Source organism: Flavobacterium panici (assembly GCF_903819335.1).
In the GTDB taxonomy this organism is placed as follows: domain Bacteria; phylum Bacteroidota; class Bacteroidia; order Flavobacteriales; family Flavobacteriaceae; genus Flavobacterium; species Flavobacterium panici.
In genome coordinates this window covers 250,103-267,100 of sequence record NZ_CAIJDE010000029.1, presented here as the reverse complement: position 1 = coordinate 267,100, position 16,998 = coordinate 250,103, and the positions used below count along the sequence as shown (strand labels likewise).

Below are 16,998 nucleotides of genomic sequence, written 5' to 3'. Positions count from 1 at the left end.
TTCGTCGAAATGACAAAAAATGAGGAAAAGCTATAGCCGCACCAAGAAAAACATAGGTATAACTTTATTAAAAACAATCAACCGCTATAAAAATCCTATAAACAAAGGGCAAAATATAATTTTTATATTGTAATTTTTGTAAAATACTGTCAAATTAGCTTATAATTGTACTTTTTACAAGTATTTTAAAAATTACACTTTGAAGCATTTTGTTCTATATCTTATGCTAATAGCCTTTTCATTTTCAGGATATTCGCAAGATTATCCCGTTAAGTTTTTGGATATATCTGACGGATTATCAAATAATTCTGTAACCACGATATTTCAGGACAGCGAAGGTTTTATGTGGTTTGGAACTTACGATGGCTTAAACCGATACGACGGCTACAATTTCAAAGTTTTCAGAAACCGAATCAACGATCCAAAATCATTATTGTTCAATGCGATTTACAATATCGAAGGTGATTCTAAAAACAACATTTGGGTAGGAGGAAACAACGGAGTCTGTATTTACAACAAAACTTCGGCTACATTTCATTCTGTTGAATATACTTCTTCAAATAAAAAGACAAAAACGCTAAAAGATATTGTACATCAGATGCGTTCTGTTTCTGATAAACTTTTTTTAATTGCCTCTCAAAACTTAGGATTAGTTGCTTTCGAAAACGGCTCATTTATTGGGAAACCAATTCCGCTTACCGTTTTAGGAAACCAAATCAACGTCAATAATTACGATGCAATAGCCATTCAGGAAAATAAAAATAAATCCGGAAGCTGGGTTTATATTCGAAATGTCGGACTTTGCAATTACACTTATAATTCAAAGAAATTACAAGTCGTTTTTCCACTTTCAATTGGCGTAAAAGCAATGAAATTATCTTTAGATGGAAATCTTTGGTTCGGAACCGACGAAGGGCTTTTTCTGTTTAATACCAAAACCGGAGCACTTTCTGATAATTATTTTTCAGGCAAATGCAGTGTAACCGATATTCTTTCAGATAAAAAAGGAGAAATATGGGTTACAACAGACGGCTGTGGCATTTTTCAGGTTATTGGAAACAATAAAAAAGCCGTGCCTTATAATTCGGTTAAAAACAATCAACTGGCAAAAAGCAATTCGGTTTGGAGTTTATACGAAGATAAATCCGGTAACAAATGGTTTGGTTCCCTTCGTGGTGGAATCAGTATGCTGAGCGACACTCCAAAATATTTTAAAAGCATCAGATACAATGGAAAAGATCCTGCCGAAAACTTTATTTTGTCTTTTTGCGAAGATGAAAAAAAGAATTTATGGGTTGGGACAGACGGCGCAGGTTTAAAATATTGGGACCGAAAAAATAATACCTACATAAACTACAACAAGACACTTTCAAGCAGTTTTATTACCGGAATAGTCCGTGATAACAATAATGATATCTGGCTTTCGACCTGGGCTGGTGGCGTAAACCGAATCAATAAACAAAACAATACCGTAACGAAATTTTCTTGTTACAATCCGTACACCAAACAAGTGGAGAAAAACATTTGGTTTGTCTACAAAGATTCAAAAGCAAATATTTGGGCAAGCGCCACTAATGAAGGTGCTTTGTACCTTTTTGACCGAGCCCAAAACAATTTTGTTCTTTTTGATAAAAATGTTACCAATCTGCAATCTATTATAGAAACAAGCGACGGAAAGCTTTGGGGAGGAAATTATACGTCTTTATTTTCCATAGAAAAAAACACCAAAAAGATTACCAAAACCACAATAGGAAATCCTGTTCGATGCATTCATGAAGATAAAGACAAAAATCTTTGGTTAGGAACGCAGGAAGGCGGTTTGCTTTTGTTTGATAGAAAAACAAATAAATTTAAAAGATTTACATCTGATGACGGACTTCCATCCAACACCATTTTAAGGTTATTTGAAGATAAAGAAGGGAATCTCTGGATGAGTACGTATAATGGCATTTGCCGATTTGATAAAAAGAGAAAAACCTTTCGTAATTTCTCTGTAAACGACGGGCTTCAAAGCAATCAGTTTAGTTTTAATGCTGGACTTCAGTTATCAACAGGAGAATTTCTTTTTGGCGGTATAAACGGTTTTAATATCTTTTTTCCCGAAGCCATAAAAGGATTCAATCAAAAGAATAATGTTTTGCTGACTGATTTTTATGTAAACAATCAGCCAATTGAAGAGAGCAAAGCAGAAATCACAACCGATTCTGAAAAAATAAAAGAAGTCGAACTGGCTTACGATCAAACTACATTGTCATTAGAATTTGTTGCCTTGGATTATAATAATGCCGACAAAATAAATTATGCTTATTTTTTAGAAAACTGGGATGAACAATGGAATTATGTGGGTCAGGCCCGAAAAGCAAATTACTCCAGGCTTCCCGAAGGAAAATATACTTTTAAAGTAAAAACAACCAATTTTAAAGGAGGCTGGAATAAAGAAGTCAGTCTTGTTTCTATACAAGTTCTGCCGCCTTGGTACAGAACCTGGTGGGCTTATTTATTATATATTTTGAGTATTGCAGGACTTCTTTTCGTTTATCTGGATTATCATAAAAACAAAGAAAAGCTAAAATATAAAGTCAAAATTGCCGAACTGGAAAGCAAGAAAGAAAAGGAAATCGCCGAAAAGCAATCTTCGATGTTTACTTATATTTCGCATGAATTTAGAACACCGCTTTCGCTGATTATAAACCCGTTGAAAAAAGCAGTTCAGAAAGAAGATGTTCAAAATGGCTCTTCCGGAAGTGATTTGGCAATTGCACACCGAAATGCAAGAAGACTTTTAAGTTTGGTAGATCAGCTTTTACTTTTTAGAAAAGCAGAAAACGATGCCGATTCCTTGCGTTTATCGCCGATAAATGTCAACAACCTTTGTAATGAAGTATATCAGTGTTTTGTAAATCAGGCAAAAGATAAAAACATCGATTATAATTTTACAATTCCCGATCATGAAATTGTGATTATTGGCGATTATGAAAAAATTGAGATTTCGTTATTCAACTTAATGTCAAATGCTTTTAAGTACACACCAATTGGCGGCGAAATAAATCTTATAGTAACAGAAAGTGATGAGGAGGTTTTTCTTGAAATCTCGGATAACGGAGACGGAATTGAGAAAAAAGATATCGAAGTAATTTTCGAAAAATTCAAACAAATCAATTCAAAAGTTTCAATAGGAACCGGTTTCGGAATCGGACTTTTTATTGTCAAATACTTTGTAGACAAACATAAAGGTAAAGTAAGCTGCGAAAGTGAAATTGGTAAAGGAAGTACATTTAAATTAACTTTTCTGAAAGAAAACAGCCATTTTGAAAATGTCGAAATTACAAATGAAGCTCCGCAAAGAAGTCAGTTATTTGATGAATTAATAATTGACGATTCCGAAGAAAACAATTCGGCTTCAAATACTATAGTTTCAGAAAGTGATTTCCAAAAAATCATGCTTACTGAAAAACGCACCGTTTTAATTATTGATGATAATGCCGAAATCAGAGCGTATCTGATAAAATTATTCTCAGAAAACTATGTCGTTTACAGTGCCGAAAATGGAGAAGAAGGTTTAAAACTGACCAAAAAACACATGCCGGATCTTGTAATCAGTGATATTACAATGGAAGAAATGGACGGTTTAGAATTGTGCCGAAAAATAAAAGAAAGTAACGATTTGTCTCATATTCCGGTAATTCTGCTTACGGCATCAAAAAATCCTGAAACTCATTTGCAGGGAATCAATGATGGTGCCGATGATTATATCACAAAACCATTTGATGATGATATCCTAAAAGCACGTGTAGAATCTTTACTGCGAAACAGAAGCAACCTGCGAACTTATTTCTTAGACAGCATTACACTTAAGGAAAATACCCAAAAAGTTCCGGTGGAATATCAGGAAATGCTAAAAAAATGTATTGATATTGTCGAAGCTAATATTCATAAAAGAGATTTTACCATCAAAAACTTCGCGCTCGAAATGGGAATGAGCCACAGAACGCTTTATACCAAAATCAAAATCATTTCGGGGCAGACTTTAAATGCCTTTATACGTTCTGTTCGTATTCGAAGAGCGGCCATGTTAATGCTCACCGAAGACATGAATATTACGCAGGCAAGTGCCGAAGTTGGGTTTGAAGATCCAAAATATTTCAGACAGCAGTTTGTAAAACTCTTTGGAATGACTCCATCAGAATACATTAAAAAATACAAGAGTTCTTTCAACTCAGATCTCAATATTATCAAATAATAAGGTTTTTTGTCATTTCGACCGAAGGGAGAAATCGCACACGTAACTCCGCAAAGCATCTCTCCAATCTTTGTCGACAACCTTGTGTGATTGCTTCGTTCCTCGCAATGACAAACGGAATTCTTTAAAAAAAACATGAAATTTAATAATTGCGTATTATGTAAAAATATACTGGTATTTTTTCGTAGTCCTTAAAATTTAACTTAAAATAATGGTTAATTGCAAATTTGACCTCCTTTTTTTTCCATTTTACCCCTGCTGGAAAGTTTGAATTAAACATTTCTTTGCAGTAATAGTAATGAAGTTAGTCACATTACTATGTTATAATCATAAGTGTTTGTTTCGATAAGTTTTTTAGTAGTTTAAAGAATAGAGCCTTTTTTAAACATTAAGTAAGAGTTGGTTTTACAGTATAACTTATCATACCCGCAGCTCTTAAATACTGCGGGTAAAATAACAAACAATTAGATTTAATAAAGAAGAAAGAAAATAGAACAAAGAGGAAAGATCAAAAAGAAAAAAATATACTAACAATTAACCAAACTCACCAATATGAAAATAACCAGATAATCAATTGCAGTCTGTTTAGCCTCAGGAACAGATAACCAAACTTAAAAAATGACCTACAAGTTTAAACCAACTTACGTTTTTAGAAAACGACAAACTAACTAAACCTAACTTTAAAAATTAAGAAATGAAAAAAAATGTATTTTTATTTTTTCTTACCCTTTTTGCCATCTTTTTTACCGGATGTCAAAATAACGAATCAGGATTTCCAAGTTCTGATAATCCTACGGTAGTGGTATCAACAAAAGAAATTTATGGTGCACCAAGCAGAAAATTTGAAATCAAAGCCGCTCTGGCTGACGATTTAGGATTAAAAAGCGTAGAGATTCAAATTCCGGAATTATCGCTTGATAAAGTAATCTCATTTGCAACAGATCCTCTTTTAAAATCATACGATTTGAGTTACTTTTTTGAAGTTCCGGCAAACAGAGGAACTTCTGAGGCATTCAAAATAAAATTAATTATTACAGACGTTTCGGGAAATGTTGTAAATGAAGAAGCAAACCTGCGTTTAGACGGAGAATTTGCAGCTCCGTCCATAACAATGGTTACGCCAAAAGAAGGTGCCGTTATCTTGTTATCGACAAGTAACCAAATGCCGGTAAATTTTGTAGTAAACGACGATTCTGGAATTGATTATGTTCAGGTAAAATGTGAAGCGCTTGGTATTGATGAAACCGTTCAGTTAACAGGTTCGCCTCAATCGTATACTTTCAATAAAACGTATACATTGCCTGTAACGGCTGCAGATTATGTATTGACTATTACTGCAAAAGACAAATTTGCGATTCCGAATACGGGAACTTTAAGCGTAAATATTGTAGCAACAAATGAATATCCGGCGCTTTATTTATGCGATCAGCCAAAAGGAACAAACCTAACGACAGACGCAGTTGGAGTTCCGATGTATTTCCACGAAAAAAGCGGACAGGATTTCGAATTCAAATACTACGCAGATAAAGACAACAAAGAAATTTATTTCTTAGGTCAGGAATCCGATTTTGCACCGCATTGTTTTGGTTTAAATACTTCTGGAGAATTAGTTGACGATGTTGCTTCAACAGCGATTATTCTTCCAACAAAAGGATATTACAGTATCAAAGTAAATCCAAATACTTTAAAATATACAGCTACAAAATATACACCTTCAAGCAAAGTCTGGGCAGATATCGCCAACGGATTATGGCATGATGATGAAGCTTTAAGAAGACCATTCGTGAGTGTTTGCGGCGGCGGAATTCAGGGTGCAGATTGGGATACATGGACGGCTTGGGTTCAAACAGGACTGCATTTAGCAAATAATCCAAACAACCCTTATCAATTAGTGGGAGAATATACTTTGACAGGACAAATGGAAGCAACTTTTACAGGACAATGGTGGAGCCCTTCATGGAGATTAATTAAAAATGGTATTTGTACCATGTCGCCGGGAGAAAACGGAAATGCTAAATACCCAGCAGCGGCCGGAGTTTACAAAGTAGTTCTTGATACAGAGTTAGAGAGAGTTTTTATAACAAAGAAATAATTTGTTATCAGGCTTTTATAACATTAATAAATAAAACATCTAAATATGAAATTTAAATATATATGGTTTTTTATTGCCCTTTTGTGTACTGCTGTATCATTTGGACAAATAAAAATAAAAGGAACTGTTAAGGATAAAGCAAAAGTACCAATTCCGGGAGTAAACGTAATTGTAAAAGGAACTTCAACATCTGCAGCGACTGATTTTGACGGTAATTATGTAATCAACGTACCGAACAAAAATTCACAAATAGAATTTTCATTTGTTGGATTTACTTCTCAAGTTGTATCAGTTGGTGATAAAACCGAGATCAATATCGTACTTCAGGAATCAAGCCAAGCCTTAGATGAAATTGTGGTTGTAGGTTATGCCGCTGTAAAAAAGAGCGATGTAACGAGTTCAATTTCTTCTATAAAAGGAAAAGAATTACAAACCATGACAGTTGGTAACGTAACCGAATCATTACAGGGAAAAGTTTCCGGAGTTCAGGTTACAGGACAAGGTGGTCCGGGCGCGCAGCCAAGAGTTTTAATTCGTGGAATTTCTACCGTAAACTTAAGTACAGATCCGCTTTATGTGGTGGACGGAATCCCAATGGGAACGAGCATCAATTTCTTAAGTAATAACGAAATTGAATCTATGGAAGTTTTAAAAGATGCTTCTGCAAGTGCTATTTACGGTTCTCGTGCATCAAACGGAGTTATTTTGATAACAACTAAAAAAGGAAAAGTTGGAAAAACAAGATTCAATTTTGATTTGAGTTCAGGTATGCAGATCATGAATAATCCCTATAATATGGCTGACGCCGAAGGTTATGCAACGATCATGAATAAAGCTTACAACAATTCAGGCTATTCAGATTATCTGCCAAATCCTTCTCAATACAAAGGCAAAACAACAGACTGGTGGAGAGCCGGAATTAAAACCGGAACTCCTGTAACGAATGCTTCTTTTGGAGTAAGCGGTGGTTCAGACAAACATACTTATGCTATAAGTCTGAATTACTATAACTCAGAGTCTATGTACGGAATAGGCGGATGGGAAAGAGTAACGATGAGAATTGCAAACGATTTTAAATTCTCAGATAAATTCTCAGCCGGAATCACTTTAAACCCTCGTTACGAAACTTGGGGCGCTCCGGGTAACTGGGCAGATTTTGATAAAATTGATCCAATTACGCCAATTTACAAACCAGCAGATCAGTTAACAGGATTAGAAAATGAATACAGTATTTATGCACGTTCGCCATCATATATATGGAATCCGGTTGCAGCCGTAAACCGTTACGATGATTACACAGATCAGTACAATTTAAATACAAACGGATATTTACAATACGAACCTATAAAAGGTTTAGTAATTCGTACACAGGCTTCTGTTGAGGTTGGAGATAAAATTTGGAGCAAATTTACTCCAGATTTCGTAATCGATGCCGCACACGAAAAAGCGGAAATCAATACCATCGAAAGAAGAGCAACAAACAATGTAGACTGGACATGGCAGAATACGGTAACCTACAACAAAACATTTGCAGGAAAACACAACGCTTCTTTAATGATTGGTAATACAATGGAAGAATACAACGGAAACGATGTTTGGGGTTACGGAGAAGGCGTTCCAAATAACTCAGATTCGATGAGAGAGTTAAATGCCGCAACTAAAAACCGTAACAGCGGCGGAAACAGCTGGTCAAGTTCTATAATGTCTTATCTCTCACGTTTTTCTTATAACTACGATGGTAAATATTATTTCACAGGAACATTTAGACGAGATGGATCTTCAAAATTCATGGCCAATAACAAATGGGCAAATTTTCCTTCGGCTTCGGTTTCATGGAGAATTTTAAACGAAGGATTTATGGAACCTACAAAAGATGTTTTAAGCGATTTAAGATTTAGAGCAGGATGGGGTAAAGTAGGAAATCAAAATTTACCAAGTGCTGTTTATCAGTCAAACATTGGTCAGGGATTTTATATAATCGACGGGCAGGTTGTGGATACTTCTTACCCTTCATCAATGGCCAATAAAGATATTAAATGGGAAACGGTTGAAGATGTGAGTTTTGGAATTGATTTCGGATTATGGAAAAACAAACTTTCAGGGTCATTAGAATACTACCAAAAGAAAACACACGATATGTTGTTCCTGAAACAATTTCCAACTTACAGCGGATTCCCGGGATTTTCTACCATGTGGACAAACGTAGGTTCAATGCAGTCAAGCGGTATCGATTTATTAATTTCTTATAAAGATAAAAAAGGTGATTTCTCTTATGGTGTAGACTTAACTTTTACAACCGTAAATGTCGAAATGCTTTCTCTGTCATCTGAAGGAGAAAAATTATACGGAGCAAGTAACAGAACTTTAACTGTAAAAGGCGAAGAACCGGGATATTTTTACGGATATGTTGCGGATGGTTTATTCCAAAACCAAACCGAATTAAATTCTCATACAGACGAACACGGAACAAAATTACAGCCGTATGCACAATTAGGAGATATTCGTTTTAAAGATGTAAACGGCGATGGAAAACTGGATGATAAAGACAGAACTAAAATTGGTTCTCCGTGGGCAGATTACAATGTAGGTTTGAATTTGAATTTTGGATACAAAAACTTTGATTTAGTAGCTAACTTTTATTCAAGTATTGGAAATGATATCATAAACCAAAACATCTCAGATTTATACAACGGAGCAAGTTTAACAAACAAAGTAAACGGATTAGATCAAATGGCCTGGCACGGTGAAGGAACTTCAAATTACATTCCGCGTTTATCAAAAGACGACAATAATGAGAACTACACAAAATTCTCGTCTCTGTATGTTGAAGATGGTTCTTTCGTACGCATGAAAAACCTTCAGTTAGGATATTCTTTCTACAACAAATTTGGTTTAGATAAATTGAGAATTTCGTTATCCGGACAAAATTTATGGACATGGACAAACTACTCTGGAGTTGATCCTGAAGTAGCCGGCGGAGATCCTAATACAGGAGATAGAGTAAAAGGATCAGGTTTTGGCGGATGGAATTATCCTGTACAGCCAACAATCCTGATGGGTCTTAATGTTGCATTTTAATAAAAAACGATCATGAAAAAAATACTAGTATCCATAATAGCTTTAGCTGCATTTACAGTTTCTTGTGACGATTTTATCGAAAAAGAAGAAAGAGGAACGCAGACTTTAGAAAACTATTTTCAAACTGCGCAGGAATGCGAAAACTATGCTAATGAATTAACACAGCGTTTGTTATTAGCAAAAGACTGGTGGACATTAACGGCCCCGAGAGTTACCAACGAAATGTCTACAGATGATGCCTGGATGGGTAACACAGGACAGGACAGCGGCGCGCACAGACCTTGTTCGCAATACCTGATTACGCCGGATAATATGGGAGATATGAACAGTATTTATACCGCTCATTTTTACACCATTCAGTCAGCAAATATTGGTTTAGAGAAAATGGCAAATTCGCCAATTTCTGATGCACAGAGAAATCAATATATGGGAGAATCATTATTCGTTCGTGCTTATTGTTACTACGAATTGGTAAACCTTTTTGGCGGAGTTCCGTTATACACAAAATCTTTAGGAACAGGCGATTTAAATTTACAGCGCAGTTCTGCAGCAGATGTTTACGCTCAAATTGAAGCCGATCTTAAAGAAGCTGCATCAAGATTAGAAAGCGCTCCAGTAAAAAGAGACGGAAGAATAAACAAATGGGCTGCTTACGCATTATTGGCTCGTGTAACTTTATTTCAGGAAAAATGGGCCGATGCCAAATTATATTCCAACAAAGTAATTACAGAAGGACCTTTTCAATTAGAAGCTGATTTCTTAAACATCTGGAATGTAAACAATCATAACGGAATTGAATCAATTTTGGAAGCGCAGTCATCATCTGTACAAGACAAAAGTTTAGGAGCCGCTTTACCAACTTTAGCCGGAGCAAGGGGTGAAGACAAGAAAAATTTCCCAAGCAATGATGCTCAGGATGTTTTGGATGGCTGGGGATGGTGTATGCCAACCAGCGATTTAGAAAACGCTTATTTATCTGAAAATGATGAAATCCGTCGCAAAAGCACCATTACAAAATGGGGAGAACCTGCTTATGGAGATGAGACTTTAAACCCGACCCATAAATTCAGTTTAAACGATAATAAATCAGGACGTATCTGCCGTAAATATTATATTCCAATAGCGACACGTCGTGCATTAGATAAAAAAGACGGACACTTACCATTAAACATTCCGTTGATTCGTCTGGCAGAAATGTATTTGACAAGAGCAGAAGCCAATTACCATACAGGCGGCGATGCATTGGCAGATATTAATATCATTAGAGCACGTGTACAATTAACGCCAAAAACTGGAATTTCTGGCCCAACTCTTTTAAGACAAATCTACAAAGAGCGTCGTTTAGAATTAGCTTTTGAAGGATTACGTTTATTTGATATTCGTCGTGAAAAAGACCCAACAACAGGGAAACCGGTAATTGAATCTTTAATGGGACCAAACGGAACTTTTGTTCAGTACAACCTGAATTCTACAGATCCGTATGAAACTACAAACACCAGAGAATCACAAGACAAAGGAATCAATTTTAATCCGGCTAAAAATTTATTGTGGCCAATACCACAGTTAGAAATTGACTTAAGCGGCGGATTAATCACTCAAAATCCAGGTTACTAAAATGAAGTTTTTAAATAACAATAAAGTAAGTCTGCTGTGTGCAGGCTTGCTTTTCGCCAGCACTTTATTAGTAAGCTGCGATTCTGAAAACAACGGAGATTCAAATTCAGAATCTGGTACGGCAGAATTAAAGGTAAATCTGGATATGCCTTTGCAGACAATGGAAAGCTTTGGAGCTTCTGATGCGTGGCAGTGTAACTTTATTGGGAAAAACTGGCCTTCAGACAAAAGAAACAAAATTGCCGATTTATTATTTAGCAAAGATTTTGATGCCGACGGAAACCCAAAAGGAATTGGATTATCATTATGGCGTTTCAATCTGGGAGCAGGAAGTTCAGAACAAGGCGATGCCAGCGATATTAACGACGAATGGAGACGTACAGAATGTTTTACAACAGATGGAGTAAATTATAACATGAACAAACAAGCCGGACAGGTTTGGTTTATGAAAGCAGCCAGAGAACGCGGTGTCGAAAAATTATTGGCTTTCGCCAATAGTGCTCCGGTTTATTTAACTCAAAACGGAAAAGCACACGCCACCATCAAAGAATTTTACAATTTAAAAGATGGAAAAATGCCGGATTTGGCTGATTTCTGGGCAAACGCTTTAGATAAACTAAAAACAGAGCAAGGTTTAACAATCGATTATGTAAGTCCGTTCAACGAACCGCAATACGAATGGGACGGAACAAATCAGGAAGGTTCTCCGGCGACAAACGCTAACATTTACAACTTCGTAAATGTTTTATCTCCAAAATTACAATCAAAAGGAGTTGAAGCACAAATCGTAGTGGGCGAAGCTGGAGCTTATGAACCGTTGTATAAAACAGTTTCGGGTAAAGAAAGCAGATCCAACCAAGTTGATTATTTCTTTGGAGCCAATTCAGCTAAAAAAATCAGCGGATTAAGCAATGTAAAGAAAACTATTTCGGCACACAGTTACTGGCAGGCATGGCCTTTAAACGAAATGGTTTCGTCAAGACAATTAGCAGCGTCAAGAATTCAGGGAGCAGGAAACATCAGTCTTTGGTCGTCTGAATATTGCGTTCTGGAAAGTCCGGGAACTTCAGAATTACCGGGCGGAGCAGGAGCAGGAAGAGATTTAGGAATGTCTTTAGCACTTTGGACAGCAAGAATCATCAATACAGATATTGCAGTTGGAGGCGTTACGTCATGGCAATGGTGGACAGCTATTAGCCGAGGCGATTACAAAGACGGTTTAATTCACGTAGACGATGGCGCAAGCAACGGAGCCGGAAACTCAGATTATTGCAAAAACGATGGTTATATCAGAGATTCAAAAACACTTTGGGCATTAGGAAATTTTTCATTCTTCGTAAAACCGGGAATGGTTAGAGTCCAAATTCCGAGTGTAGATAATGCCACTTCCGTGAATGATGTAATGGTAACCGCATATAAAGACGCAGCAAATAAAAAGCTCGTTGTTGTTGCCGTTAACATCAGCAAATCGGCGAAAGCCTATAAATTAAATCTTGCCGGAGGAGCTTTAACTGATAACAAATTAACGCCTTATACAACTTCTGAAACTTTAAGCCTGAAAAAAGGAACTGCTGTTGATGCGGCGAGTTTTGAGATTCCTGCGAGGGCGGTAGTTACCTACGTTGGAAGTTATAAGTAAGATATTTACGCATCCCTGTTATTCGAAATTTTTGTCATTTCGACGTAAGGAGAAATCGCACTAGAGAATCTACAAAGATTGGTTATCACTGTGTGGTTACGCGTGCGATTCCTCGTTCCTCGGAATGACAAACTAAGCGGTAAAAAATGCGACAATAAGAAAAATAAAAAAAATGAGAAAAATATATATCTCGCTTTTATTGATAACAAGTTCGCTGTCATTTGCACAGCGAACTGCTATCATCAGCACAGATAATGTTGTACAAACCATGGACGGTTTTGGAGGTTCTGATGCCTGGAGAACTCAGTTTGTGGGTAAAAATTGGCCGGATCAAAAAAAGAATGCCATCGCCGATTTACTTTTCAGCAAAGAAATTGATGCAGACGGAAATCCAAAAGGAATAGGGCTTTCCATCTGGAGGTTTAACCTTGGTGCCGGAAGTACAGAACAAGGCGAAAACAGTAAGGTTTCTGACGAATGGAGAAGAAGCGAATGTTTCCTAAATGCCGACGGAACTTACGATTTCTCCAAACAAGAAGGACAAAGATGGTTTCTGCAAGCAGCAAAAAAACGAGGTGTCGATAAATTCCTGATTTTTACAAATAGTCCGCCGGTTTCGATGACAAACAACGGATTATCTTTTGCATCCCAAAAGAATAAACTGAATCTAAAAGATGGAGCAATTCCAAAATTTGCCGATTTCTTAGTTCAAAGTATTCAGGGATTAGAGAAAAAAGAAGGAATCAAATTCGATTATATAAGTCCAATAAACGAACCGCAATGGGAATGGATGCCAAATAACGGAGACAAAAACAGTCAGGAAGGAACTCCGGCTACAAACAACGAAATTTATGCTTTGACCAAATCACTTTCTGAAAAACTCAAAGCCAATAAAATGAGTACCGAAATTGTAATTGCCGAAGCCGCCCAAATCAATTATTTATATGAAAATGTAAATGCCGAAAACAGAGACAATCAAATTGATTATTTCTTTGGAAAAAACAAAACGAATATTTCCAAATTCTCAAATGTAAAAAATGTCATTTTAGGACACAGTTATTTTACAACGTGGCCTGTTGAAAAACAAGTTTTAAGTCGAAAACTAATCGCTGCCAATATCAAACAAAATCCGGGATTAAAATACTGGCAGTCTGAATACTGTATTTTAGAAAATCCGGGAGAAGCCGAAATTCCAGGCGGTTCAGGCGGAGGCAGAGATTTAGGAATGCAGACCGCTTTATTCGTTGCACGTTTAATTCACAACGATATTGCAGTTGCCAACGCCGCTTCATGGCAATGGTGGACATCAATTACCAGAGTTGATTATAAAGACGGCCTAATTTACCTGGACGATGGAAAAAGCAACGGAGGAACCGAACCTAATTATGTTAGAAGCGATGGAGAATTTCACGATTCAAAACTGCTTTGGGCTTTAGGAAATTATTCGCTTTTCGTTCGTCCGGGAATGCAGAGAATTGACGTTCCAAACCAAAACGAATTAGATGCCGCAAATGATGTAATGTTAACCGCTTATAAAGATATAGCCAATAAAAAGCTAATTGTAGTTGCAGTGAACTGTGGAAAATCTCCCCAAAAATACAAGTTCAATTTATCAAAAGGAACCCTAAAAAAACAACGAATTCACACCATACATAACGGCTGAAAATTCAAACCTAAAAAGAGCAGCAACTCAGAAAATTAATGATTTAGAAATCCCCGCAAGGTCTGTAGTGACATTTGTGGGAGAATTTCAATAAAAATAAAGTTAGTTTCAAGTTTCAGGTTTCACGTTAGCGAGGAACTTGAAACTTGAAACCTGAAACAAAAATTAACTAAAAAAAATGTTTACAAAAAAAAACTTATTACCCGTACTTCTCTTCTCGTGTATATCGGCATTTAGCCAGATATCATTTGGAGATTCACAAAAAATCAATGACAACTGGAAATTTAATCTTCAGGAAACTCCGGATGCAAAAAATACAGCCTTTGACGATAGTAAATGGCAATCTGTAAACGTTCCGCACGACTGGAGCGTAAAAGGACAATTGAGTCCAACGCTGGCAAGCTGTACAGGATATTTGCCGGGCGGAATTGGCTGGTACAGAAAATCAGTAACTATTCCGCAAAGCAAAAGCGGCGAAAAAGTCTATTTATATTTTGAAGGCGTTTATAACAGAAGTGAAGTTTTCATCAACGGACATTCGTTAGGAAAACGTCCAAACGGATATATTTCTTTTGCTTATGATGCTACACAATATGTAAAATTTGGAGGAGAAAATACAATTTCTGTTCGAGTAGACCACAGTCAAAGTGCCGATTCAAGATGGTACACAGGCTCAGGAATTTACAGAGATGTTTATTTGGTATATGCAAATCCGGTTCATATTGGGCAATGGGGAGTTTATGCTTATCCGGAAGTAAAAAACGGAACAGGAACTTTAAATGTTGAGGTTGATGTAGAAAACGATTCAAAAGCAAAATCAAGTCTTACTATTGTAAATGAATTGATTTCAAAAGAAGGAAAATCGGTTGCAAAATCTTCTTCTAAAGTGGAAGTTACAGCCAATCAAAACGGAAAAGTTTCAACTAAATTGAGCGTAAAAAATCCTCAAATATGGGATTTAGAAAACCCGAATTTATATCAGCTTAAAACAATCGTTTTAAAAGAGGGTAAACAAATCGATCAAACCATAACAAAAACAGGTTTTAGAACTTTTACTTTCGATCCAAACAATGGTTTTGCCTTAAACGGAAAATGGATGAAAATGAAAGGCGTTTGTCTGCATCACGATGCTGGAGTTTTAGGCTCGGCAGTTCCTCGTGAAGTTTGGGAAACCAGATTAAAAACACTTAAAGAAATTGGTGTAAATGCAATCCGTACAAGCCATAATCCACAAGCGCCGGTTTTCTATGAACTTTGTGATGAATTAGGAATTTTGGTTTTAAACGAAGCTTATGACGAATGGGAATTCCCAAAACGCAAATGGCTGGAAGGCTGGAATTATGGAACTCCGGGATTTGAAGGTTCGTTTGATATTTTTGCAGAATATGGAGAAAAAGATTTAGAAGATTTTGTTCGTAGAGACAGAAATCATTTATCTGTTTTTGGATGGAGTATTGGTAACGAAGTAGATTATCCAAACGATCCATATTCGCATCCGGTTTTAGACAAAGGAAAAGATGGTTTTGGACAGGCAGCTTACGGCGGTTACAAAAAAGATGCACCAGATGCGATGCGTCTTGGAGCCATTGCAAAACGTTTAGTTGCCGCAGTAAAAAAGTATGACAAATCACGCCCAACAACTGCCGGATTAGCAGGAGTTGCAATGTCAAACGAAACAGAATATCCGGGCGCTTTAGACATTACAGGATACAATTATACAGAAAGCAAATACCAATCAGATCACGAAAAATATCCAAACAGAGTCATTTTCGGAAGTGAAAATGTACATGATATGGAACCTTGGCTTGCCGTAAAAAACAACAAACATATTTTCGGACAGTTTTTATGGACAGGAATTGATTATTTAGGAGAATCAGGAAGATGGCCTTCAAGAGGATTTTATTCTGGATTAGTTGATTTTGCGGGCATTATCAAACCAAGAGGATATTTCCGCCAGTCATTGTGGTCAGATAAACCAATGGCATATATTGGAACTTATCCGTTAAAAAACGAAAAAGATATTTCTAAAGATGCATGGGCAATTTGGAATTACAATCAAGGAGAAAAAATTCGTGTAGTTTGTTATACCAATGCTGCAAAAGCACGCTTAGAACTAAACGGAAAAGTAGTTGGCGAAACCAAACTATACGACGAGAAAACCGGAATTATCTATTGGGATATTCCTTTTGCTTCAGGAAAATTAGAAGTAATTGGTTTAGATAAAAATGAAAAAGAAGTAAGCAGATATGCTATTACATCAACACAGCAGCCAGTTGAATTAACCATTGCCGATAAAAATATCACGATTTCTAAAGACAAAGGCGTTGCTAAAATAATGGTTCAGGTAAAAGATCAAAACGGCTTGCCAGTAATGCTTTCAGATAACGAAGTGACTTGCACAATAAGCGGCCCGGGAACTTTATTAGGACTTGAAGCAGGAAATAACAGCGACATGACAGATTATACAGATAATGTACAGCGTGTATTTCACGGGCATATTGCAGCTTATATTGAGGCGACAGGAGAAGCACAGCCAATTAAAGTAACTTTTACAAGTCAATGGTTAAAACCAGTTGAGGTTACGATTAATGTAAAATAGAAAAATTAAACACATAGGAACATAGATTTTGAAAGCCTGAAAAAGGCGTTTGACTTGTTTTAATGCACATAGC

Annotated in this window: 7 protein-coding genes; all 7 read left to right on the top strand. The window is 36.4% G+C overall.

From position 1 onward, the window contains the following. The first annotated feature begins 223 nt into the window (after positions 1-223). On the top strand, positions 224-4,240 hold the full coding sequence (locus FLAPXU55_RS04075; protein ID WP_180856694.1) for a two-component regulator propeller domain-containing protein: 4,017 nt from the start codon (positions 224-226) through the stop codon (positions 4,238-4,240). 694 nt (positions 4,241-4,934) lie between these two features. Beyond that, positions 4,935-6,332: a hypothetical protein gene (locus FLAPXU55_RS04070; RefSeq protein WP_180856693.1), complete on the top strand. Its 1,398-nt coding sequence runs from the start codon at positions 4,935-4,937 to the stop codon at positions 6,330-6,332. A gap of 45 nt (positions 6,333-6,377) precedes the next feature. Beyond that, positions 6,378-9,410 (top strand): SusC/RagA family TonB-linked outer membrane protein, encoded by a 3,033-nt coding sequence (locus FLAPXU55_RS04065; RefSeq protein WP_180856692.1) that lies wholly within the window; start codon positions 6,378-6,380, stop codon positions 9,408-9,410. 12 nt (positions 9,411-9,422) lie between these two features. Beyond that, on the top strand, positions 9,423-11,024 hold the full coding sequence (locus FLAPXU55_RS04060) for a RagB/SusD family nutrient uptake outer membrane protein (protein WP_180856691.1): 1,602 nt from the start codon (positions 9,423-9,425) through the stop codon (positions 11,022-11,024). A gap of 1 nt (position 11,025) precedes the next feature. Further along, on the top strand, positions 11,026-12,663 hold the full coding sequence (locus FLAPXU55_RS04055; RefSeq protein WP_180856690.1) for a glycoside hydrolase: 1,638 nt from the start codon (positions 11,026-11,028) through the stop codon (positions 12,661-12,663). Between the two features lie 172 nt (positions 12,664-12,835). Continuing rightward, a complete protein-coding gene (locus FLAPXU55_RS04050; RefSeq protein WP_235991988.1) occupies positions 12,836-14,326 on the top strand; it encodes a glycoside hydrolase in 1,491 nt (496 codons plus the stop codon). Positions 14,327-14,504: 178 nt separating this feature from the next. Continuing rightward, positions 14,505-16,925: a sugar-binding domain-containing protein gene (locus tag FLAPXU55_RS04045; RefSeq protein ID WP_180856689.1), complete on the top strand. Its 2,421-nt coding sequence runs from the start codon at positions 14,505-14,507 to the stop codon at positions 16,923-16,925. Positions 16,926-16,998: the final 73 nt, after the last annotated feature.

Coding starts and splice junctions, on each gene's coding strand:
- FLAPXU55_RS04065 (WP_180856692.1), top strand. CDS start 6,378: ATGAAATTTAAATATATATGGTTTTTTATTGCCCTTTTGTGTACTGCT.
- FLAPXU55_RS04045 (WP_180856689.1), top strand. CDS start 14,505: ATGTTTACAAAAAAAAACTTATTACCCGTACTTCTCTTCTCGTGTATA.
- FLAPXU55_RS04060 (WP_180856691.1), top strand. CDS start 9,423: ATGAAAAAAATACTAGTATCCATAATAGCTTTAGCTGCATTTACAGTT.
- FLAPXU55_RS04075 (WP_180856694.1), top strand. CDS start 224: ATGCTAATAGCCTTTTCATTTTCAGGATATTCGCAAGATTATCCCGTT.
- FLAPXU55_RS04070 (WP_180856693.1), top strand. CDS start 4,935: ATGAAAAAAAATGTATTTTTATTTTTTCTTACCCTTTTTGCCATCTTT.
- FLAPXU55_RS04050 (WP_235991988.1), top strand. CDS start 12,836: ATGAGAAAAATATATATCTCGCTTTTATTGATAACAAGTTCGCTGTCA.
- FLAPXU55_RS04055 (WP_180856690.1), top strand. CDS start 11,026: ATGAAGTTTTTAAATAACAATAAAGTAAGTCTGCTGTGTGCAGGCTTG.